This window comes from Rhodoblastus sp. 17X3 (assembly GCF_030056575.1).
In the GTDB taxonomy this organism is placed as follows: Bacteria; Pseudomonadota; Alphaproteobacteria; order Rhizobiales; family Beijerinckiaceae; genus Rhodoblastus.
In genome coordinates this window covers 1-20,275 of record NZ_JASHHX010000011.1, presented here as the reverse complement: position 1 = coordinate 20,275, position 20,275 = coordinate 1, and the positions used below count along the sequence as shown (strand labels likewise).

Annotated in this window: 19 protein-coding genes; 3 read left to right on the top strand and 16 right to left on the bottom strand. The window is 65.5% G+C overall.

The window, feature by feature from the left end:
* Position 1: 1 nt before the first annotated feature.
* The 3 genes from QM467_RS11590 to rpe all read right to left on the bottom strand — a co-directional run bounded on the left by QM467_RS11590 (position 2) and on the right by rpe (position 2,953).
* Positions 2-754 carry a sulfite exporter TauE/SafE family protein gene (locus QM467_RS11590; RefSeq protein WP_283366484.1) on the bottom strand — a complete coding sequence of 251 codons (753 nt, stop codon included), beginning with the start codon at positions 752-754 and terminating at the stop codon, positions 2-4.
* Between the two features lie 114 nt (positions 755-868).
* A complete protein-coding gene (purB, locus tag QM467_RS11585) occupies positions 869-2,176 on the bottom strand; it encodes an adenylosuccinate lyase (RefSeq protein WP_283366483.1) in 1,308 nt (435 codons plus the stop codon).
* A 96-nt stretch (positions 2,177-2,272) separates the two neighbouring features.
* A complete protein-coding gene (gene rpe / locus QM467_RS11580; protein WP_283366482.1) occupies positions 2,273-2,953 on the bottom strand; it encodes a ribulose-phosphate 3-epimerase in 681 nt (226 codons plus the stop codon).
* A 207-nt stretch (positions 2,954-3,160) separates the two neighbouring features.
* Here rpe and QM467_RS11575 point away from each other — a divergent pair, with 207 nt between their 5' ends.
* A complete protein-coding gene (locus QM467_RS11575) occupies positions 3,161-4,399 on the top strand; it encodes an NAD(P)/FAD-dependent oxidoreductase (protein WP_283366481.1) in 1,239 nt (412 codons plus the stop codon).
* A gap of 42 nt (positions 4,400-4,441) precedes the next feature.
* Here the strand turns inward: QM467_RS11575 and QM467_RS11570 are convergent, their stop codons facing one another.
* Complete coding sequence (locus QM467_RS11570) at positions 4,442-4,795, bottom strand: GCG_CRPN prefix-to-repeats domain-containing protein (protein ID WP_283366480.1); 354 nt, start codon at positions 4,793-4,795, stop codon at positions 4,442-4,444.
* A gap of 162 nt (positions 4,796-4,957) precedes the next feature.
* Between QM467_RS11570 and QM467_RS11565 the strand changes: the two genes are divergently transcribed.
* Both QM467_RS11565 and QM467_RS11560 read left to right on the top strand, forming a co-directional pair.
* Positions 4,958-5,296 carry a hypothetical protein gene (locus QM467_RS11565; protein WP_283366479.1) on the top strand — a complete coding sequence of 113 codons (339 nt, stop codon included), beginning with the start codon at positions 4,958-4,960 and terminating at the stop codon, positions 5,294-5,296.
* Positions 5,293-5,892: a hypothetical protein gene (locus tag QM467_RS11560; protein WP_283366478.1), complete on the top strand. Its 600-nt coding sequence runs from the start codon at positions 5,293-5,295 to the stop codon at positions 5,890-5,892. The genes QM467_RS11565 and QM467_RS11560 overlap by 4 nt, the downstream gene beginning before the upstream one ends.
* 3 nt (positions 5,893-5,895) lie before the next feature.
* On the opposite strand, the gene QM467_RS11555 is transcribed toward QM467_RS11560, so the two are convergent.
* The 12 genes from QM467_RS11555 to kdpF all read right to left on the bottom strand — a co-directional run bounded on the left by QM467_RS11555 (position 5,896) and on the right by kdpF (position 19,888).
* A complete protein-coding gene (locus tag QM467_RS11555) occupies positions 5,896-6,582 on the bottom strand; it encodes an MgtC/SapB family protein (RefSeq protein ID WP_283366477.1) in 687 nt (228 codons plus the stop codon).
* A gap of 69 nt (positions 6,583-6,651) precedes the next feature.
* Positions 6,652-7,119, bottom strand: a complete 468-nt coding sequence (locus tag QM467_RS11550) for a hydrogenase maturation protease (RefSeq protein WP_283366476.1) — start codon at positions 7,117-7,119, stop codon at positions 6,652-6,654.
* Positions 7,116-8,597: a Ni/Fe hydrogenase subunit alpha gene (locus QM467_RS11545; RefSeq protein WP_283366475.1), complete on the bottom strand. Its 1,482-nt coding sequence runs from the start codon at positions 8,595-8,597 to the stop codon at positions 7,116-7,118. The genes QM467_RS11550 and QM467_RS11545 overlap by 4 nt, the downstream gene beginning before the upstream one ends.
* 7 nt (positions 8,598-8,604) lie before the next feature.
* Positions 8,605-9,165, bottom strand: a complete 561-nt coding sequence (locus QM467_RS11540; protein ID WP_283366474.1) for an NADH-quinone oxidoreductase subunit B family protein — start codon at positions 9,163-9,165, stop codon at positions 8,605-8,607.
* Positions 9,162-9,899 carry a 2Fe-2S iron-sulfur cluster-binding protein gene (locus QM467_RS11535; protein ID WP_283366473.1) on the bottom strand — a complete coding sequence of 246 codons (738 nt, stop codon included), beginning with the start codon at positions 9,897-9,899 and terminating at the stop codon, positions 9,162-9,164. The genes QM467_RS11540 and QM467_RS11535 overlap by 4 nt, the downstream gene beginning before the upstream one ends.
* Positions 9,896-11,683, bottom strand: coding sequence for an NAD(P)H-dependent oxidoreductase subunit E (locus QM467_RS11530; RefSeq protein ID WP_283366472.1), 1,788 nt, complete (start codon positions 11,681-11,683; stop codon positions 9,896-9,898). Before QM467_RS11530 ends, QM467_RS11535 begins: the two co-directional genes overlap by 4 nt.
* A 153-nt stretch (positions 11,684-11,836) precedes the next feature.
* Positions 11,837-12,529 (bottom strand): response regulator, encoded by a 693-nt coding sequence (locus QM467_RS11525; RefSeq protein WP_283366471.1) that lies wholly within the window; start codon positions 12,527-12,529, stop codon positions 11,837-11,839.
* Positions 12,526-15,246 carry a sensor histidine kinase gene (locus tag QM467_RS11520; protein ID WP_283366470.1) on the bottom strand — a complete coding sequence of 907 codons (2,721 nt, stop codon included), beginning with the start codon at positions 15,244-15,246 and terminating at the stop codon, positions 12,526-12,528. The genes QM467_RS11525 and QM467_RS11520 overlap by 4 nt, the downstream gene beginning before the upstream one ends.
* A 3-nt stretch (positions 15,247-15,249) precedes the next feature.
* Entirely contained in the window at positions 15,250-15,849 is a 600-nt protein-coding gene (gene kdpC / locus QM467_RS11515; protein ID WP_283366469.1) for a potassium-transporting ATPase subunit KdpC, read from the bottom strand.
* Between the two features lie 10 nt (positions 15,850-15,859).
* On the bottom strand, positions 15,860-17,941 hold the full coding sequence (kdpB, locus tag QM467_RS11510) for a potassium-transporting ATPase subunit KdpB (RefSeq protein ID WP_283366468.1): 2,082 nt from the start codon (positions 17,939-17,941) through the stop codon (positions 15,860-15,862).
* A gap of 133 nt (positions 17,942-18,074) precedes the next feature.
* Entirely contained in the window at positions 18,075-19,784 is a 1,710-nt protein-coding gene (kdpA, locus tag QM467_RS11505) for a potassium-transporting ATPase subunit KdpA (protein ID WP_283366467.1), read from the bottom strand.
* A gap of 17 nt (positions 19,785-19,801) precedes the next feature.
* On the bottom strand, positions 19,802-19,888 hold the full coding sequence (kdpF, locus tag QM467_RS11500) for a K(+)-transporting ATPase subunit F (protein ID WP_283366582.1): 87 nt from the start codon (positions 19,886-19,888) through the stop codon (positions 19,802-19,804).
* Positions 19,889-20,275: the final 387 nt, after the last annotated feature.

Below are 20,275 nucleotides of genomic sequence, written 5' to 3'. Positions count from 1 at the left end.
CTCAATGGCCGAAGGTCCGCCAGAACATGAAGGCGGTCATTCCGGCGTTGAGGCAGGAAATGACGATCCGGGCCAGCCACGGGTCGATCCGGCGCGCGTAATAGGCGCCGAAATAGCCGCCCACGATCGCCCCGCCGAACAGGATGAAGGTCTGCCGCCAGAACACCAGCCCGCCCGCGATGAACAGCAGCGTCGCCGTGGCGTTCATCGCGGCGTTGAGCAGGTTGCGTGCGGGCTGCATCGCCGCGATGGAGGCAGAGGTCAGAAGGCTCCAGGCGGCCAACATCATGATGCCGACGGCGCCGCCGAAATAGCCGCCGTAAATACCCAGAATGAACTGGCTGACCAGCATCATGCGCGGCGTGATTTTGATGCGCTCGCGGAGGAATGCGCCTGCTTGACGGCCGAAGGCGAAAGCCAAAGTGCCGAACAGGAGGAGAAACGGAACGAGGATTGTGAACACGCTCTGCGGCGTCGCCTCAAGCAGCAGCGCGCCCGAGGCGCCGCCCGCGACGCTGAGCAGCGCCATGTCGCGGAAACGCACGCCCTCGAAATCCTGGAAGTCCTTGCGATAGGCATAGGCGCTGGCGAGCGCGCTCGGAACCAGAGCCACTGTGGACGAGGCGTTGGCGTTGAGCGCGGGGACGCCCGCCGTGATCAGCGCCGGCAGGGTCACGAAGGAGCCGCCGCCGGCGATAGCGTTCATCGCGCCGGCCAGGAGGCCGGCTCCCGCGAGGAGGTAAACGTCGTTCACAGGTCTCTTCCCCTTTCCCTTGCCGCGACCGGTCGCGATAAGGGAGTCCCTCGCGTTAGCTCAGCAGCGTAGTCGCGCCCAGCCAAATCCCGCACAAACATGCGGGATTTGGTCTCAAGCGCGTCCGAACACGCGCGTGAAGATCGTGTCGACGTGTTTGAGGTGGTAGCCGAGGTCGAACTTCTCTTCCAACTCGGCGTCGGTCAACAGGGCCTTGACGTCCGGGTCTTTTTTCAGCAGGTCGAGGAAATCGCCCTCGCCGCGCCAGACCGGCATGGCGTTGCGCTGGACGAATTTATAGGCGTCCTCGCGCGAGGCGCCCTTCTGCGTCAGGGCCAGCAGCACGCGCTGCGAATGGACCAGGCCGCCCAGCAGGTCGAGGTTCTTCTGCATGTTGGCGGGATAGACCAGCAGCTTGTCGATCACGCCGGTGAGGCGGACCAGCGCGAAATCCAGCGTCACGGTGGCGTCGGGGCCGATCATGCGTTCGACGGAGCTGTGCGAGATGTCGCGTTCATGCCAGAGCGCGACATTCTCCATTGCCGGCACGGCCATGCCGCGCACGAGGCGGGCGAGGCCGGTGAGATTTTCGGTCAGCACCGGATTGCGCTTGTGCGGCATGGCGGAGGAGCCCTTCTGGCCCTCCGAGAAGAATTCCTCGGCTTCCAGCACTTCGGTGCGCTGCAAATGGCGGATCTCGATGGCGAGGCGCTCGATGGACGAGGCCACGACGCCCAAAGTGGCGAAGAACATGGCGTGGCGGTCGCGCGGGATGACCTGGGTCGAGACCGGCTCGGGCGTCAGGCCCATCATCTTCGCGACATGCTCTTCCACGCGCGGATCGATATTGGCGAAAGTGCCGACAGCGCCGGAAATGGCGCAGGTGGCGATTTCCTCGCGCGCGGCGACAAGCCTTTTGCGGGCGCGGGTGAACTCGGCGTAAGCCTCGGCCATTTTGAGTCCGAATGTCACAGGCTCGGCGTGGATGCCATGCGAGCGGCCGATGCTGGGCGTCATCTTGTGCTCGAAGGCGCGGCGCTCGATGGCGGCGAGCAGGCCGTCCACATCCTTGATGAGCAGGTCGGCGGCGCGGGCGAGCTGCACCGAGAGGCAGGTGTCGAGCACGTCGGACGAGGTCATGCCCTGATGGACGAAGCGCGAATCCGGGCCGATGAATTCGGCCAGATGGGTCAGGAAGGCGATGACGTCATGCTTGGTGACGCGCTCGATCTCGTCGATGCGGTCGACGTCGAAAGTGACGCTCCCGGCCTTTTCCCAGATGTTCTTCGCGCTTTCCTTCGGGATCACGCCGATCTCGGCAAGGGCGTCACAGGCGTGGGCCTCGATCTCGAACCAGATCTTGAAGCGCGTCTGCGGCTCCCAGATCGAGACCATTTCGGGGCGGGAATAGCGGGGGATCATCGGCGTCTCTCTATACTGGCGAATTGGAAAGCTTGGCGGAAATCCTTCTCCCCTGGCGGGAAAAGGTGGCGCGAAGCGCTGGAGGAGGGGCGGCGGTCAGATGGCCTCGCCCCGCGCCATCTGGGCGGCGAGGCGGATGGCGTCGATGTTCTTCTTGTAATGCTCGGGGCCGCCCTTGAAGACGGCGGAGCCGGCGACGAGCCAATTGGCGCCGGCGCCGACGATGTCCATGGCGTTTTCAGCCGTCACACCGCCGTCCACTTCGAGATCGATCGGGCGGTCGCCGATCATGGCCCGGAGGCGGCGCAGCTTCTCCAGCGTGGCGGGAATGAATTGCTGGCCGCCAAAGCCCGGATTGACCGACATGACGAGGATCAGATCGAGCTCGTCCAGCACATATTCCACCACATTCTCGGGCGTGCCGGGATTGAGCGAGACGCCGGCCTTCTTGCCGAGCGCACGGATCGCCTGTAGCGAGCGGTGCAGATGCGGCCCAGCCTCGGCATGGACGACGATGGTGTCCGCGCCGGCTTTCGCGAAAGCCTCCAGATAGGGGTCGCAGGGCGAGATCATCAGATGGACGTCGAAGATCCGATCCGTCGAGCTGCGCAAGGCCTTCACGACATCCGGCCCGATGGTGATATTGGGCACGAAATGCCCGTCCATGACGTCGACATGGACGATATCGGCTCCGGCAGCGACAATGGCGCGGATTTCTTCGCCGAGTTTGGAAAAATCGGCGGAGAGGATCGAAGGAGCGATTTTCAGCGGGCGCATCTTTTTATCCCCGAGCTTTGGCGATTTCCTGCCGGTTGGATCGTGATCCGCTCCTACAGGATCGGCGGCCCGTCGTCCACAGGCCGCGCGCCGCCGCCTCTTTCTTGTCGCCCTTCATCTTGGCGCCGCCGTTGCTAGACCAATATGAAGTGCGACGCTCGCGCTTGCCGACCGGCGGGGCGATGCGCCGGGGCTGAGGAATGCTTCATGCGTCAGACCGATGTGCTTGTGCTGGGCGCCGGGATCGTGGGCGTGGCGACCGCCCTGCAAATCCAGGCGCGCGGGCGCGCGGTGACGCTCGTGGACCGCCGCGGCGCCGGCGAGGAGACCTCCTTCGGCAACGCCGGCCTGATCGAACGCGCCTCGATCTTTCCCTATCTCTTCCCGCGCGACTGGCGCGCGCTGGCCGTCTATGCCGTCAATGGCGCCAATGAGGCGCGCTATCATTTGCGCGATATGCCTTATTTCGCGCCCTGGCTGCTGCGCTATTGGCGCGAATCCGCGCCGGACCGGGCCTTCCGCAACGCCATGGCGGTCCGCCCGCTGATCGAGCAGTCCCTGAGCGAACATGAGAAGCTGATGGTGGAGGCCGGCGCGCTGGACCTGCTGCGCAAGACCGGCTGGCTGAAGCTGTTTCGCAGTGAGGAGAGTTTCGCCAAGGGGCGCGCGTCGGCAAAACAGATCGAGCCCTATGGCCTGAAGGTCGCGCTCTATGATGCGGCGGCTTTGCGCAAGGTCGAGCCGTCTCTCTATGGCGTCCATGGCGCCGTGCATTATCTTGACCCGGCCTCGCTCACGGATCCGCTGGCGCTTACGCAGAAATATCTCGCTCTGTTCGAGCGGCGCGGCGGCGTCTTTGTGCGCGGCGACGCCCGGACCTTCCGCCAGGCCAGCGCCGGCTATGGCGTCGAGACGGAGCAGGGGCCGCTTGTGGCGCGAGAGGCCGTCGTCTGCCTCGGTCCGTGGGCGGACGCCGTCACCGGGCCTTTGGGCTATGCATTTCCCATGGCCGTGAAGCGCGGCTATCACATGCATTACGCGCCGGGCGAAGGCGCTCGGCTCGATCATCCCGCGCTCGACGCCGACAACGGCTTCCTGCTGGCGCCGATGGCGCGCGGCATTCGCATGACCACGGGCGCGGAATTCGCACGGCGCGACGCGCCGCCCGATTACACGCAGCTCGATGCGAGCGAACCCATCGCGCGCAAATTATTTCCATTGGGAGAAAGACTGGACGCCAAGCCGTGGATGGGGCGTCGCCCCTGCCTGCCGGACATGCTGCCGATCATCGGCGCGGCTCCGCGTCACAAGGGATTGTGGTTCAATTTCGGCCATCAGCATCATGGACTGACGCTCTCGGCGATCTCGGGCCGGCTGCTTGCCGAAATCATGACCGGCGAAGCGCCCTTCGCCGATCCGAAGCCCTTCTCGATCGAAAGGTTTTGAGCGCCGGGGCCGCGCGGTGCGGCTCCGGCGAAGGCGATGCTGTCACCAGTGGCGATAGGGATTGCCGTATGCGCCATAGGGACGACCATAAGGCCGACGATAGCCGTAGGGCCGACCGTAACCGTAAGGCCGAGCGCCATAGAACCCGTAAGGCCGATAAACGGGACGCCCATAGCCATAGCCATAACCATAGCCGTAACCATTGGGCACGCAGCGGCCCCACGGGTTCACATGCCAGCCCGGGCCGCAGCGCCAGCCAACCGTCTCGACCGGAGCGGCGGGAGCCTGAACGCCGGGGGGCGGCGCGATGGGCATGGCGCCAGCTGTTGCTGCGCCGATCAGGCTCGCGCCGACCAGGGCGCCCGCGACGATCAGGCCTTTCGCGAAAAATTTCATTTCAACCCTCCCTCATAAGAGTGAGCATAGTCTATGCCGGCCAAATGAACCGGTCGTGAACCGGGGCGCGCATATTTGCATGGGCGTCGTGCGGACGGAAGTTTTCTGTTAGCCTTCCTGTTCGCGCGTGAATCTTCGCGCGATTCCCCTCGGGAGAGAAGTTTGTTCGCCGCGCCTGGCGCCGGAAGGACCATCGTCCGACTCGCGCTTCTGATCGTCTTTGGACTTTCCTATGCGCCCCACGCCCTGGCGCAGGACCACGACGACGCGCGTTCCGGCGCGAAAAGCGAGCCGGATTTCTTCGAGGACAAGCATCTTTTCGGCTTCACCGAGGGTACGGACGTCGGCGAGGCGGGCGGCAAGGAGGCCGAATTCACCACCACGGGCGGGTTCGGCAAGAAGGGCGGCGGGGTCTATCAGGCGATCCAGCAGGAGGCCGCCTTCGAGGGGGCCGCCACGGATCGGTTCGGCTATGAGATCGGCTTTATGGCTCGTGGATGAACATCGCCAACGCGCCCGGCCTCGACAACCACGGCCAGGTGAATTTCTCCGGCTTCTCCCTGATGCCGAAATATATCTTCCTGCGGCGGGGCATTGACGCGCCCTTCGGCTTCGCGATCTCGCTGGAGCCGGAATTTGAACGGATCGACAATATCAGCGGCGGACGCGGCAAGAATTTCTCGATGGAGACCCGCGTCTATTTCGACGCCGAGCTCATCTCGAAGACGCTGCTCGTCGCGGCCAACATCATCTATCTGCCCGAGGCCAACAATGAACCCGATGGGGGAACGAGCCGCTCCGCCCCGTTCGGCGTGACCGGCGCGATGTCCTATCGAATCACGCCCGACACATTTGTCGGCGGCGAGGTCGAATATTATCGGGCCTATCAGTCGCTCGGCTTCAGCAACAGCGTCGGCGCGGCGTTTTACGCCGGCCCGACGCTTCACCTGCAAATGGGGCCGAAGGCCTTCCTCTCGCTGGCGTGGTCGGCGCAGCTCTCCTCGTCGCAGCCGCTGACGGCGGATCGCGTCGAAGCATGGAACCAGGCCGATCTCTCCCGCCAGCGCGCGCGGATGGTGTTCGGCGTGGAGTTCTGAAGGTTAGTCTCCAAGCGGGCTCAGGCCGAATTCGACGAAGCGCGGCTCGTTGGCGAGGGTTTCGATCAAGGCGTGGCTGGCGTTCTTGTCCGGCGAGGCGAGCACCGCGCGGTAATCGAGATAGCGGCCTTCGCCGGCGCCCTGCGCGCTGAGCGAGGACACCTTGCAGCCGTGACGCGCCAGCAGCGCGACGATCGCCGGTTCGTGCATCGCGTCGGCGCGGTTCTGGCGCAGGTGCAATTGCATTTCATGCTCATTGCGCAACAGGCGCTCGCACCAGCGCAGGAGCGTCAGCGACAGCAGCGTCAGCGCCGTCGCGGCCATTGCGGGAAAGAGGAAGCCGAGGCCGATCATCAGCCCGATTGTCGCCGTGCACCAGAGCGAGGCGGCGGTGGTCAGGCCGCGCACCGAAAAGCCTTCCTTGAGAATGCCGCCGGCGCCGAGGAAGCCGATGCCGCTCATCACGCCCTGGATCACATGGTTCGACGTGCCGTCGAATGGATGTTCGACGATCCCGCCCTGCCAGGAATAGACGCCGATCATCATGAGTTGCGCCGAGCCGAGGCTGACCAGCGCATGTTCGCGCAGGCCGGCCATCCGGCCGCGACGGCTGCGCTCGAGGCCGATGAGGCCGCCCGCGCAAAGCGCGATGCAGAGATGCAGCAGAATGGTCCAATGGGCGGCGTTCATGATTTCCCCCCGACGGGCGATTGAGGAACGCCCGGATTATTTTCTTTCGCGCGAATTGGCGCGTTACGTTTATTCTGTTCGCGCCCGCCATTCCAGAGGACCGCGCGCGCGTTCGAGGGCTTCGAGAAAGGCCCAGGATTGTTCGAGACGCGCCGCGCCCGCCGCGCTCAGGCCTTCGCCAAGGTCGAAACTTTCGCCGCGCACGCAGAGCAGGAAGCTCGGCGGCGGCCTCCCGCCCATCGTTTTTTCGTAAACGCCCAGCACGGCCTCGGGCGCAAGGGCGTGGCTGGTATGCGTCATGCCGTGGCGCGCGTGAATTTCCGTGAAGGCGAAGGGCGCGGGCGTATTCTTGCCGGCGTCGAGGAAGAGGGCCAGGTCCGCGCCCTGAAGATCCAGCGCATGTTCGAGCTGGAGCTGGAAATCCTCTATCAGACTCGCGTCCGCCCAGCGGGCCTCCGCGATCCGCGCCAGCAGAAGCGGGCCAAGTCCGTCGTCGCCGCGCGAGACATTGCCCCAGCCGAACACGACGAGCTTCACGCCGCGTCGCCGGAAAAATTCTTGCGCCGCCGCCCGACCAGCGCGCCGGATGCGTCGACCAGATCGACTTGCAAGGGCATCTGGCCGATGGCGTGGGTGGCGCAGGACAGGCAGGGGTCATAGGCGCGAATGGCGACCTCGATATGATTCAACAGGCCTTCGGTCACTTCATGGCCGCTGAGATGGTCCTTCGCCACGCTGCGGATCGCCTCGTTCATCGCCTGGTTGTTGTTGGTGGTCGAGACGATGAGGTTGCAATAGCTGACAAGGTCGTCCGCGCCGACGCGATAATGATGGAACAGGGTTCCGCGCGGCGCCTCGATCACGCCGACCGCTTCCAAGTGGCGCTCGCCCTTTTCGCCCATCAGATCGGTCCCGACGATATCGGGATCGTCGAGCAGGTCGCGGATCGTTTCCGCCGCATGGAGCGCCTCGATCATCCGCGCCCAATGGAACAGCAATGTGCCGTGGCGCGGCTTGCCGCCGCCCGGCGCCATGAATTTCTTGCGCTCCTCTTCCGCCAGCGGCGTGGGGATGAAATCGCAGGTTTGGATGCGGGCGAGGGGACCGACCTTGTACCAGCCCGCTTCCGCGCCGAGCGACCGGATATGCGGGAATTTCATATAGGTCCAGGGCTTGACCTCTTCCTGAAGCAGGCTGTCGTAATCGGAGCAGGGGACCTGATCGAAAATCATCGCGCCAGAAGCGTCGCGGGCGCGCAACGCGCCGTCGTAAAGCTCCAGCGCGCCGTTCGGCGCGGCGAGGCCCATCATGTTGGAGGGGAATTCCCCGAACACGTCATAGAAGTCGGGCCGCGTCGCGTGCAATTGCTCGACGAGCCCGACGGCGTCGCGCGCCCAGCCGATCATCGTGTCGATGTCGAGCCGCAATTCCTCGCGCTCGGCGGTCGTGAGCGTCTTGTTGACGCCGCCGGGAATGGCGCCCGTGCCGTGGATGCGCTTGCCCGAGGTGTGGCGGATGATTTCCTGGCCATATTTGCGCAGCAGCACGCCCTGCCGGGCGATTTCGGGAAATTGCGCGGCGACGCCGACGATGTTGCGCCGAGTCGGCTCGCTGTCGAAGCCGAGCAGCAGGTCGGGCGAGGCGAGATGGAAGAAATGCACGGCGTGCGATTGCAGGATCTGGCCGTAATGCATCAGCCGCCGCAATTTCTCCGCCGTCGGCGTCAGGCGGTGATAGCCGGCGATATGGTCCATCGCCTTGACGGCGGCGAGGTGATGGCTGACCGGGCAGATTCCGCACAGCCTTTGCACCACGACCGGAACCTCCCAGAACGGGCGGCCCTCGATGAACGCCTCGAAGCCGCGAAACTCCACGATATGGAGGCGGACCTGATGCACGCGATTATTGTCGTCAAGCAGGATCGTGACCTTGCCGTGGCCCTCGACGCGGGTGACCGGATCGATGGCGACGCGGCGCAGGTTCTGTTTCGTATCGGCAGTTTCCAGGGCGGACATGCGAGCCTCAATCGAAACGGAAATGGGCGTAATCGAGGCGCGGCGTGCGGCCCTCGATCAGGTCGGTGAGGAATTTCCACAGCGCGTCGGCGGAGGGCGGACATCCTGGGATCAGATAGTCGATGCGTACGATTTCGTGGATCGGATAGACCTTGTCGAGCATCAGCGGCAGTTCGGGATCGTCCGGGATCTGCGCCGTGTCGTCCACACGGTCGCAATAGACCTTGCGCATCAGGTCGCTGAGATCGAGCGGATTGCGCTGCGCCGGCAGTCCGCCATTGATGGCGCAGGCGCCGACCGCAATGAGCGTGCGGCACTGGGCGCGGAATTCGCGCAGCACATGGACGTTCTCGGCATTGCAGACCGCGCCTTCGATCAGGCCGATGTCGCAGGGGCCGCAATGCTTGAGGTCGGTGAGCGGCGAGCGGTCGAAATCGACCAGCTTGGCCAGATCCAGAAAGCGCTCGTCCATGTCGAGCAGCGACATGTGGCAGCCGAAACAGCCGCCAAGCGTCGCAGTGGCGATCTTGAGGCGTTTTTTCGCGCGGGGCGGGAAGGGGGCGTTCATGTCACTTCTCCGCTTCGCGCGCCAGCTTCTTCGCGCAACGCGACTTCGGCGATGGTGTCGTGGTCGTAGAGCCTCTCGCCGATGGGGCGGACAAAGCCGACCTCCTTGGGCAGGATGGCGCCAACCGGGCACACCTGCGCCGCCTTGTCATGGATCGAGAAGGCGGAGTCGCCGAGCTTGCCGCTGGGCGAATTCACGATGATATGCGTGTCGCGGCCGCGTCCGGCGATGGCGAAGACGTTCTTGCCATCCACGTCGCGGCTGGCGCGCACGCAAAGCTCGCACATGATGCAGCGGTTGAAGTCCAGAAAGGCTTCCGGATGCGTCCCGTCTGCTTCGCGGGCGGGGAAGAATTGCGCGAAATGCGGGTCGAACATTTCGAGGTCATAGGCGAGGGCCTGCAACTGGCAATTGCCGCTCTTCTCGCAGCCGGGACAGAAATGATTGCCCTCGGCGAACAGCATTTGCAGGAGGGTGCGGCGGCGTGAGTTCAGATCCGGATTGTCGCTCAGCACGTCCTGCCCCGGCATGGCCTTGATGGTGCAGGCCGATCCGTTGCGGCCATTGACCATGACCGTGCACAGCTTGCACGAACCATGCGGCGTGAATTCGGGATGGGCGCAGAGATGCGGAATGTAAATCCCCGCCGCCAGAGCCGCCTGCAGGATAGTCTGGCCGGGTTCGAAGGCGATCCTGTGGCCGTCGAGCATGAATTGGGCGAGGATTTCGCTCATGAATCGGCTCCCAGATGGGCGGCTTCGTCGTCTCGGCCGGTCAGCGCGCGGGCCTCGGCCAGGGCCGCGTCGAGATCGAAGCCGGGCTCGAAATCCTTCAGGCTCAGGCGGCGCTCGAAAGCGGGGGCGAATTTCTGCATCATGTCGCGCAGCGCCATGGTCGCCGACTGCCCCAGCCCGCAATGGCTCGACGTGCGCAGCAGGACGTCGAGGCGGTTCAATTCGTTGAGTTCGTAGCGCGCGCCATGGCCCGCATCGATCTTGTTCATCATCCGCGCCACGATGGCGGTGCCGACCCGGCAGGGCGTGCAGAAACCGCAGCTTTCATGCTCGAAGAAGTTTGCGAAATTCAGCGCCGTCTCGAACATGTCGCGGCCCTGGCCAAACACCATGAAGGCGCCGGCGGTGGGCACGTCCTCGAAGGCGATGCAGCGGTCGAACTCATGCGGCGCCAGACAATTGCCAGCCGCGCCGCCGATCTGCACCGCGAAGGCGTCTTCCGCGCCGCAATCCTCCAGCACCTGCGCGATGCTGACCCCGAACGGATATTCGTAAAGGCCGGGTCGCTCACAATCGCCGGATACGGAGAGGATCTTGGTGCCGGTCGATTGTTGCGTGCCTTGGCCGGCATAGAAGGCGCCGCCCTGGATCGCGATCTCGGTCGCCTTGCACAGCGTTTCGACATTGTTCACGACCGTCGGCTGGCCGAGATAGCCGTAGGTCGCGGGGAAGGGCGGCCTGATGCGAGGTTTGCCCGCCTTGCCCTCAAGCGACTCGATCAGCGCGGTCTCCTCGCCGCAGATATAGGCGCCCGCGCCCATATGGATCATTATGTCGAAGGAAAAGCCGGCGTCGCCGCAGATGGCGTCGCCGAGCAGGTTTTCACGCCGCATTTCGGCGAGCTTCGCTTCCAGCGGCGCGCGCAGATAGGAATATTCGCCGCGCAGATAGAGAAAGCCCTTATTGGCGCCCGTGACATAGCCCGCGATGGCCATGCCCTCGAACACGCGGCCGGCATAGGATTGCAGCAGCACGCGGTCCTTGAACGTGCCGGGTTCGCCCTCGTCGGCGTTGCAGATCACGAAACGCGCCTCGCCGGGTGCGTCGCGGCAGGCCTCCCATTTGACCGCCGTGGTGAAGCCGGCGCCGCCGCGGCCGCGCAGGTTGGACTTCTTCATCTCCGCGAACATGCCGTCGCGCCCGCGCGCCAAAGCCGCGCGAATGGCCTCGCCCGAGGCGCAGGTCGCTCCGAGCAGGATGTCGGCGCGGCGAATATTGTCATGCACCTCGAAAAAATGCGACGGCCAGTCGTCAAGCGGCGCGCGTGCGCGGATCAGGGCGCTGATGGCGTCAATGCGCTCGGGCGTCATGCGGGTGACGGCGCGATTGTTGACGAGCAGCGCCGGACCTTGATCGCACATCCCGGTGCAGGAGGTCGTGGCGATGCTGAGGAGGCCATCGGGGGAAACTTCGCCCGGCTCCAGCCCGAATTGCTCGAGCATGCGCGCCATCAGCGCCGGGGCGTCGGCCATGCGGTCGGTGATGTTGTCGGAGAACAGCACGCGATATCTGCCGCGCGGCTCGTCATAGAGATGCGCGTAGAAGCGGGTCAGGCAGTCGATCTGCGTCGCGGGAATATCCAGCGCCCGCGCCACTTCGGCGCGCACAGTCGGCGAAATCCAGTCGCAGGCCTCCTGCGCATCGCGCAGGATCTGCAGCAAGGCGGAAGGCTCGCGGCCATATCGGGCCAGAATTGGCTCCAGCGCGGAATCGATCGAGGCCATAGGTCCCTTCCCTCAAGCTGCGCCCGTTCTCGCGGCGCTTCAGCTTGCGTCCTGATGTGTAGGCGCAAACTCTCTGCTGGAGAATGACCTCGATCAAGCCCGAAAAAAGTCTCGCGTCATCAAGTATTTGTGTCACAAAACCTGATGCGCCTTTCAGGCGGCCTCCGGCGTCCACAGCCGGTAGCCGATGCCCGGCTCGGTCAGAATCAGGCGCGGGACGTCCGGATTGGGTTCGATCTTGGCGCGCAATTGGCCGACGAAGACCCTCAGATATTGCGTGTCGTCCGCATGGGCCGGGCCCCAGACGGCGGCGAGGATCTGGCGGTGGGTCACCACCCGCCCGGCATGGCGAACGAGCACGGTGAGCAGGTCGAATTCCTTGGGCGTGAGCTTCAGGCTTTGGCCGTCACGCGTGACGCGGCGCTTGTCGAGATCGGCCACGACCCCCTCGGCCTCGTAGCGCAGGGCGGGGGCGTGGTCGGGCGCGGCGTGGCGCAAGGCGGCGCGCAGGCGGGCGAGAAACTCGCCGATGGCGAAAGGCTTCTCCACATAGTCGTCGGCGCCGAGATCGAGCGCAGCGATCTTCTCGGTCTCCTGGTCGCGCGCGGAAAGGACGATGATTGGGCTTTTGCTGAATTTGCGCGCTTCGACCAGCACGTCCTTGCCGTCCATGTCGGGCAGGCCGAGATCGAGCACGATGACGTCCGGCGCGGCGGTGGCGATAAGGCGCAAGGCCTGCGCGCCCGTCTCCGCGGACAGCGCCTCATAGCCCGAAGCCAGCAAAGCGGGGCGGAGAAAACGCTGGATTGGCGCCTCGTCGTCGACGACCAGCACGCGGGTCTTCATGCCTTTTTCTCCTTGTCCGCGCCCTTTTCCCTGTCCAGCTGGGCGGCGGGAAAGCGCACCAGCAGCCTGGTCCCGCGACGGCGCAGGGCGGGGCTCTGCGCCTCGATCTTTCCGCCCATCGCCTCGACCAGCCCCTTGCAGATCGAAAGGCCAAGGCCGGTGCCGGCCTTGCGGCCGTCCGTCCTGCCGCCGCGATAGAATTTCTCGAAGATCCGTTCGAGATCGGCGGGCTTGACCCCCGGGCCTTCGTCCGTGACCGAGATGACGACGTCCGCCCCTTCCTGCCGGGCGTGGACAGTCGCGCCGGTCTCGCCGCCATATTTATGGGCGTTGTCGAGCAGGTTGAACAGCGCCTGCTCCAGCAGGCTGGCGTCGCCGCGAATGAAGGGGAGGTCGCGCGCCAGCGAGGTTTCGATGCGCATGCCGGGAAAGGCCTTGCGGCAGCGCTCGACGGCGCCGCGCACGATTTCGGCGGGGTCGAGAAAGTCCGCGCGCACCTTGACCGCCCCGGATTCCAGCCGCGACATGTCGAGCAGATTGCCCACGAAACGATTGAGCCGCGCGGCCTCTTCCTCGATGGAGGCGAGCAGGTCGCGGCGGTCCTCGGCCGGCATCCTGTCGCCAAGCTGGCGCAAGGTCGTCACAGCGCCGGTGATGGAGGAAAGCGGCGTCTTGAGGTCGTGCGACAGTGAGGAGAGCAGGGTGGTGCGCAATTTCTCGTTTTCTTCCAGCGCCGCGCTGCGCACCGCCTCGCCGACCAGCAGCGAGCGGTCGATGGCGATGGCGGTCTGCTCCAGCATTGCGGTGAGCGCCCGCTCGTCCTCGGGCGAAACCGGCTCGTCCGGCGCCTTGGGCTGAAAGCCGCACACGCCCGCGACGCCGCGCGGCGTGACGAGTGGCCGGAACTGGAAGGCGAGATTGGGCAAGGTGTCGGTGCGCCAGCCTGCAGCCACGCGCTTCGAAAAAGCCCAGCGCGCCGCGCTCATCTCGCCGGGGGAAAGTTCGTCCATCGGGGGCCAGGCGGCGGCCAGCCGCAACTCGTCGCCCTCGGGCAGCAGGAAAAGGATATGGCCGCCCTGGACGCGCTGCAGATGCGCGGCTGCCGCCCAGAGCGCGTCGTCGAGAGTCGGCGCGGCGGAAAGCTTGCGCGAGAAGGCGTAGAGCAGTTCGGAGTTTTCAGCGCGGCGCCGCACGAATTCGGATTGGTCGTGGACGCGGCCCGCGAGCGAGCCGGTCAGCACGGCGACCACCAGAAAGACCAATAGCGAGAGCAGTTCCTCCGGCTTGGCGATCGTCAGCGTGTAGAGCGGCTCGATGAAGAAGAAATTATAGGCGAGAAAGGACAGAAACGACGCCGCAATGGCCGACCAGAGGCCGAAACGCTCCGCGCAGACCAGAACCGCGAGCAGAAAGACCATCGACAGATTGGGCAGGCGCAGCCAGGCGTTCAGCGCCTCGCCCGCGCCGACAGCCAGCGCCACGGCGAGGATGGCTCCCGCAAGGCCGGCGCCGAGGCGGCGACGCTCGCTTGCGCGGAGCTTCAGGCTGATCCGCCGTGGTTTGGGCGCGGGCGCCTCCGGCGCGGCGATGACGAGGACGGGAATGTCCCTGGATTGCCGCACCATTTCATAAGCGAAATCGCGGCCGAGCCAATGCTTCCAAAAACGGCCGCGCGCACGGCTGACGACGATCTGCGTGAAGTTCTCGCGCCGCGCATGGCGCAGGATTTCGGCCACCATGTCGGAGGCCGCGAGTCGCACCGTTTCTGCGCCAAGCCGCTCGCCGAGACGAAAGGCCTCGTCCACGAAGCGCACCTTGGCCGGGTCGGACTCCTCATGGCCTTCCGGCGCGACATGGGCGACGACCCATGAGGCGTTGAGCCGCGTCGCCAGCCGCCCGCCCGCGCGCACGACCATCTCGGCCTGAAAATCCGCGCCGATGCAGACCAGCAGATGGTCGGACGTGTCCCACGGCCCTTCGATGGCGTTCTGGCGCAGGTAATCGACCATCTGGTCGTCGACGCGGTCGGCGGTGCTGCGCAGGGCCAGTTCGCGCAGGGCGGTGAGATTGCGCGCCGAGAAGAAATTCTGCGTCGCCCGCCGCGCTGTTTCGGGCAGATAGACCTTGCCTTCCTGAAGGCGCTGGATCAGTTCGTCGGGGGTGATGTCCACCAGCACGACGTCGTCGGCGCGTTGCAGCACCCCGTCCGGCACCGTCTCGCGAACGGCGACGCCGGTCACGCGGCTGACGACTTCGGCAAGGCTTTCGAGATGCTGGATGTTGAGGGCGGTCCAGACATCCAGCCCGGCGCCGAGCAATTCCTCGATATCCTGCCAGCGTTTGGGGTGGCGGCTGTCCGGCGCGTTGCTATGGGCGAGCTCGTCCACCACGATCAGCGCGGGCCGGCGCTTCAGCGCCGCATCGATGTCGAATTCCTCCAGTTCTCGTCCGCGATAGGGGATCTTTTTTCGCGGCAGGACTTCCTGGCCCTCAAGTAGCGCGGCGGTTTCCGCGCGGCCATGGGTCTCGACGAGGCCGATGACGATGTCGGCGCCCTCGGCCTTGAGCCGCCGGGCGCCGGCCAGCATGGCATAGGTCTTCCCGACGCCGGGGGCGGCGCCGAGGAAGACCTTCAATTTGCCGCGCCCTTCCTTTCCCGCCAGCGCCAGCAGCGCCTCGGGATCAGGGCGGCGGTCGCGTTCGCGCTCCGTCGCCATGCCTTATTTTTGCGCGTCGAGCGCCAGGTTTAGCAAGAGCACATTGACGCGCGGCTCGCCGAAGAAGCCGAGCCAGGGCTTTTCGACATGGGCCAGCACGAGGTCGCGCGCCTTGGCCGCGTCAATGCCGCGCGCCCTGGCCACGGCGGGCGCCTGCAGCAGCGCGTTCTCGGGCGAGATGTCCGGATCGAGGCCCGAGGCTGATGTCGTCAGCGCGTCCGCGGGCAGCAGGCCGGTCCAGCCCGCCTCGCGCTTGGCGTCCGCCGCCGCTTTGACGCGGTTGATCAGCGCCTTGCTGGTCGGGCCGAGGTTGGAGCCGCCGGAATTGACGGCGTTATAGGGCGCGTCGATGGTCTTGCTGGCGTCGTTGGGGTCCGGCGCGCTGGTCGCGGAGGGCCGCGACTGGAAATATGTCGGCGAGGTGAAGTTCTGGCCGACGAGAGCCGAGCCGACGATCTTGCCGTCGCGCAGGATCAGCGAGCCGCCCGCCTGCCAGGGGAACAGGACGGAGGCGATTCCGGTCAGCGCGAGCGGATAGGCGAGGCCGGTGAGGGCGGTGAACAGGACCAGCATGACCAATGCCGGACGAAGATGCGTGAGCATGTCGGTCTCCTCAGGCGAGATGCAGCGCGGCGACGACAATGTCGATCGCCTTGATGCCGATAAAGGGCGCGATCAGGCCGCCGAGGCCATAGATCAGCAGGTTCCGGCGGAGCAAAGCTGCCGCGCCGACAGGACGATAGGCGACGCCTTTCAGCGCGAGCGGGATCAGAGCCACGATGATGATGGCGTTGAAGATCACCGCCGACAGGATCGCCGATTGCGGCGACGACAGGCCCATGACGTTGAGGGCGCCAAGCTCCGGATAGGTCGCGACGAACAGGGCCGGCAGGATGGCGAAATATTTCGCGACGTCATTGGCGATGGAGAAGGTGGTCAGCGAGCCGCGCGTCATCAGCAGCTGCTTGCCGATCTCCACGATCTCGATGAGCTTGGTCGGGTCGCTGTCGAGATCGACCATGTTGCCCGCCTCGCGCGCGGCCTGCGTGCCGGTCTGCATGGCGACGCCGACATCGGCCTGGGCCAGCGCCGGCGCGTCATTGGTGCCGTCGCCGCACATGGCGACGAGGCGCCCGCCGGTCTGCTCCTTGCGGATCAGGTTCAGCTTGTCTTCGGGCGTGGCTTCGGCGAGGAAGTCATCCACGCCCGCTTCGGTCGCGATGGTGGCGGCGGTCAGCGGATTGTCGCCGGTGATCATCACCGTCTTGATGCCCATGGCGCGCAAGGCGGCGAAACGTTCGCGGATGCCCGGCTTGACCACGTCCTTGAGATGAATCAGCCCCAGCAGGCGGCCCTTGTCGGCGACGGCCAGCGGCGTGCCGCCGCTATGGCCGATGCGTTCAACGCCAGCCTTGAATTCCGGCGGCGTGGACTCTTGCGGCAGGCCGATGAAGCGCAGCACCGCCTCCACCGCGCCCTTGCGAATGGCGCGGCCGCCGGCGTCGACGCCGGACAGCCGGGTCTGCGCGGCGAAGGGCACGATGGTCGGCGCGGAGCCGCCGAAATCGGGATCGCGGGCGCCAAAATCGCTGCCAAAATCGCTCTTGGCGAGCGCGACGATCGAGCGGCCTTCGGGAGTGTCGTCGCCAAGGCTGGCGGCCAAAGCGGCTTCGGCGAGATCCGCCGCCGACACGCCAGGCATGGGGATGAACTCGCTGGCCATGCGATTGCCAAAGGTGATCGTGCCGGTCTTGTCGAGCAACAGCGTGTCCACGTCGCCCGCCGCCTCGACCGCGCGGCCCGAGGTCGCCAGCACGTTGAAACGGACCAGCCGGTCCATGCCCGCGATGCCGATCGCCGACAACAGGCCGCCGATGGTGGTCGGGATGAGCGTCACCAGCAGCGCCACCAGCACCACTACGCTCACATTCATGCCGGAATAGACGCCGAGGCTCCACAAGGTCACGACGGCGATCAGGAAGATCAATGTCAGGCCGGCGAGCAGCACGGAGAGCGCGAGTTCGTTCGGCGTCTTCTGGCGTTCGGCGCCCTCGACCAGAGCGATCATGCGGTCGATGAAGGTGTTGCCGGGCTGGGCGGTGATGCGCACCTTGATCCAGTCCGACAGCACGGTCGTGCCGCCGGTGACGGCGCAGCGGTCGCCGCCCGCCTCGCGGATCACCGGGGCGGATTCGCCGGTGATCGCGCTTTCGTTCACCGAGGCGACGCCTTCGACGATGTCGCCGTCCGAGGGGATGACGTCTCCGGCCTCGACCAGCACCATGTCGCCGGCGCGCAGGTCGAGCGCGGGAACATTCTCGATCGCGGCGGAATGGCCTGCCGCCTCCGGGTCGCGCAGTCTTTTCGCCATGGTGTCGGAGCGGGTGGCGCGCAGCGTGGCCGCCTGCGCCTTGCCGCGCCCCTCCGCCACGGCTTCCGCGAAAGTGGCGAACAGCACGGTGAACCACAGCCACAGGGCGATCTGGCCGGAGAAGAACGGCTCGCCGGTTCCGAGGACGAACGAGCGCAGCCACAGCAAGGTGACCAGCGCGGCGACAACTTCAGTGACGAAGATCACCGGATTGGCGGCGAGCTTGTGCGGGGCGAGCTTCTTGAAGGCCTCGACGGCGGCTTCGCGGAAGATCGCCGGATCGAACAGCGACAGCTTGTGTTTGGCGAGAGATTTCTGAGACATTGCTGTTTCCTTATTTTCCGGTCGCCTTTCGCGGCCGGCGCCCCTCGCGTCAGCTCGGCGGCCCGTCGTCAGACGGGCGTTTGGCAAACGCCCTACGGCCCGTTCGGGCCTGGCCGAGGCTGACGCCTCGGTGTCAAAACGTCTTGCCGGCGAGCATCAGGACGTGCTCCACGATCGGACCGAGGGCGAGGGCGGGGAAGAATTGCAGGCCGCCGACGATCAGGATGACGCCGACAACGAGGCCGACGAACAGGCCGCCATCGGTCGGGAAGGTTCCCGCCGAGACCGCCGCCTTCTTCTTTGCGGCAATGGAGCCTGCGATGGCCATGACCGGCACGACATAGCCGAAGCGCCCCAGCGCCATGGCGAGCGCGGTGGTGATGTTCCACCACGGCGTGTTGGCGCTCAGACCGGCGAAGGCGGACCCGTTATTGCCGGCTGACGAGGTATAGGCGTAGAGGATTTCCGACAGGCCGTGCGGGCCGCTGTTGGCGAGGCTCGACAGGGCCGCGGGGAGCACCGCCGCCACGGCGGAGAAGCCGAGGATGGCGAGCGGCAGGATCAGCACCGCCAGCATGGCGAGCTTGATCTCGCGGGATTCGATCTTCTTGCCGAGAAATTCCGGCGTGCGGCCGACCATCAGCCCGGCGACAAACACCGAGAGAATGGCGAAGACCACCAGCCCGTAAAGGCCCGAACCGACGCCGCCCGGCAGAACCTCGCCAAGCTGGATCAGGAACATCGGAACAAGGCCGCCGAGCGGGGTCAGCGAGTCATGCATGGCGTTGACCGCGCCGCAGGACAGGCCTGTGGTGACCGCCGCGAACAGCGAGGACAGCGCGACGCCGAAGCGCAGCTCCTTGCCCTCCATATTGCCATTGGCGGGATCGAGGCCGAACTGGGTCAGCAGCGGATTGCCCGCGCTTTCAGCCCAGTAGACCACAGCGACGCCGGCGACCAGCAGTACGCCCACGACCTTGAAGAAAGCCCAGCCCTGCCTTTCCGATCCAACCATGCGCCCGAACATGATCAGCAGGCCAAGGGAAACCGCCAGCATCGACCAGATCTGCAGCAGATTGGCGAGCGCGCCGGGGTTCTCGAATGGATGCGCGGAATTGGCGTTGAAGAAGCCGCCGCCATTTGTGCCGAGCTGCTTGATCGCCTCCTGGCTGGCCATGGGGCCGAGCGCGATGGTCTGTTTGGCGCCTTCCAGCGTCGTCGCCTCGACCGATCCGGCCAGCGTCTGCGGCGCGCCGGTCGCAAGCAAGGCGAGGGCCAGCAGCAGGCTGATCGGCAGCAGCACATAGAGAGTTGCGCGGGTCATATCGACCCAGAAATTGCCCAGGGATATGGCGCTGGCGCGACTGAAGGCGCGGGTCACGGCCAGCGCCAGCGCGATGCCCGTCGCGGCGGACAGGAAGTTATGCACCGCCAGACCCGCCATTTGCGAGAAATGACTCATGGTCGTCTCGCCGCCATAGGCCTGCCAATTGGTGTTGGTCAGGAAGCTGATGGCGGTGTTGAAGGCGAGATCGGGCGGGACATTGTCGAAGCCCTGCGGATTGAGCGGCAGGAAGGCCTGCAGCCGCAGGATAGCGTAAAGCGACGCGAAGCCCGCCGCCGAAAACGCCAGCATGGCAAGCGTATAGGCTAGCCAGCCCTGCTCGCGTTCAGGGGAAACCCCTGCGAGCCGGTAGAACAGACGCTCGATCGGGCCAAGGGCGGGGGTGAGGAAGGTGCGCTCGCCGGAAAAGACGCGCGCCATATAAAGGCCGAGCGGCCGCGCCGTGAGCGCGGCGAGGCCGAGGATCAGGCCGATTTGCAGCCAGCCGGAAATGGTCATGGCGAACTCCGGAAAATTCAGAAGCGCTCGGGATTGAGCAGGGCGAAGACGAGGTAGACCCCGAGCAGGACGGCCACGATCAGGCCGAGGATGGGTTCGAACATCGCGGCCTCCTTCAGGCGCGGGCCAGGGCTTTGGCGTAGAGCGCCAGAGCCGCGAGCAGGGCCAGTCCAAGGCCCAGATAGCCAAGATCAGACATGGCGTTTCCTTTCGTGTTGCGGCGCGGAATCTGACGAAACTCACGTCAAATTTCGATGCGGAAGGAGACCTTGGCGCATAAGGAAGTTGTAAAGGCGGGCGCGCCGGTTCAGCTCAGTAGAGCGAAACGCGCGCTGAAACAGCGGGATAGGGAAGGGTCGAGGATTTCGCGCCGCCGGACGCCCGCGCCAGATAGGCTTCGTTTTAGGCGATTTGGCTCTTGAAGTTGGGCTGAAAGCCTTCTATGCAGCGCCCTCGTTGGATTCTACCGCCTGAAATTCGGAACGAGGGCC

Excerpts from the sequence above, each read along its gene's own strand:
- QM467_RS11535 (WP_283366473.1), bottom strand. The coding sequence starts at position 9,899 with ATGAGCGAAATCCTCGCCCAATTCATGCTCGACGGCCACAGGATCGCC.
- QM467_RS11545 (WP_283366475.1), bottom strand. The coding sequence starts at position 8,597 with ATGTCCGCCCTGGAAACTGCCGATACGAAACAGAACCTGCGCCGCGTC.
- kdpC (WP_283366469.1), bottom strand. The coding sequence starts at position 15,849 with ATGCTCACGCATCTTCGTCCGGCATTGGTCATGCTGGTCCTGTTCACC.
- QM467_RS11560 (WP_283366478.1), top strand. The coding sequence starts at position 5,293 with ATGAACATCGCCAACGCGCCCGGCCTCGACAACCACGGCCAGGTGAAT.
- purB (WP_283366483.1), bottom strand. The coding sequence starts at position 2,176 with ATGATCCCCCGCTATTCCCGCCCCGAAATGGTCTCGATCTGGGAGCCG.
- QM467_RS11520 (WP_283366470.1), bottom strand. The coding sequence starts at position 15,246 with ATGGCGACGGAGCGCGAACGCGACCGCCGCCCTGATCCCGAGGCGCTG.
- QM467_RS11530 (WP_283366472.1), bottom strand. The coding sequence starts at position 11,683 with ATGGCCTCGATCGATTCCGCGCTGGAGCCAATTCTGGCCCGATATGGC.
- kdpA (WP_283366467.1), bottom strand. The coding sequence starts at position 19,784 with ATGACCATTTCCGGCTGGCTGCAAATCGGCCTGATCCTCGGCCTCGCC.
- QM467_RS11525 (WP_283366471.1), bottom strand. The coding sequence starts at position 12,529 with ATGAAGACCCGCGTGCTGGTCGTCGACGACGAGGCGCCAATCCAGCGT.
- QM467_RS11555 (WP_283366477.1), bottom strand. The coding sequence starts at position 6,582 with ATGAACGCCGCCCATTGGACCATTCTGCTGCATCTCTGCATCGCGCTT.
- rpe (WP_283366482.1), bottom strand. The coding sequence starts at position 2,953 with ATGCGCCCGCTGAAAATCGCTCCTTCGATCCTCTCCGCCGATTTTTCC.
- QM467_RS11575 (WP_283366481.1), top strand. The coding sequence starts at position 3,161 with ATGCGTCAGACCGATGTGCTTGTGCTGGGCGCCGGGATCGTGGGCGTG.
- QM467_RS11570 (WP_283366480.1), bottom strand. The coding sequence starts at position 4,795 with ATGAAATTTTTCGCGAAAGGCCTGATCGTCGCGGGCGCCCTGGTCGGC.
- kdpF (WP_283366582.1), bottom strand. The coding sequence starts at position 19,888 with ATGTTCGAACCCATCCTCGGCCTGATCGTGGCCGTCCTGCTCGGGGTC.
- QM467_RS11540 (WP_283366474.1), bottom strand. The coding sequence starts at position 9,165 with ATGAACGCCCCCTTCCCGCCCCGCGCGAAAAAACGCCTCAAGATCGCC.
- kdpB (WP_283366468.1), bottom strand. The coding sequence starts at position 17,941 with ATGTCTCAGAAATCTCTCGCCAAACACAAGCTGTCGCTGTTCGATCCG.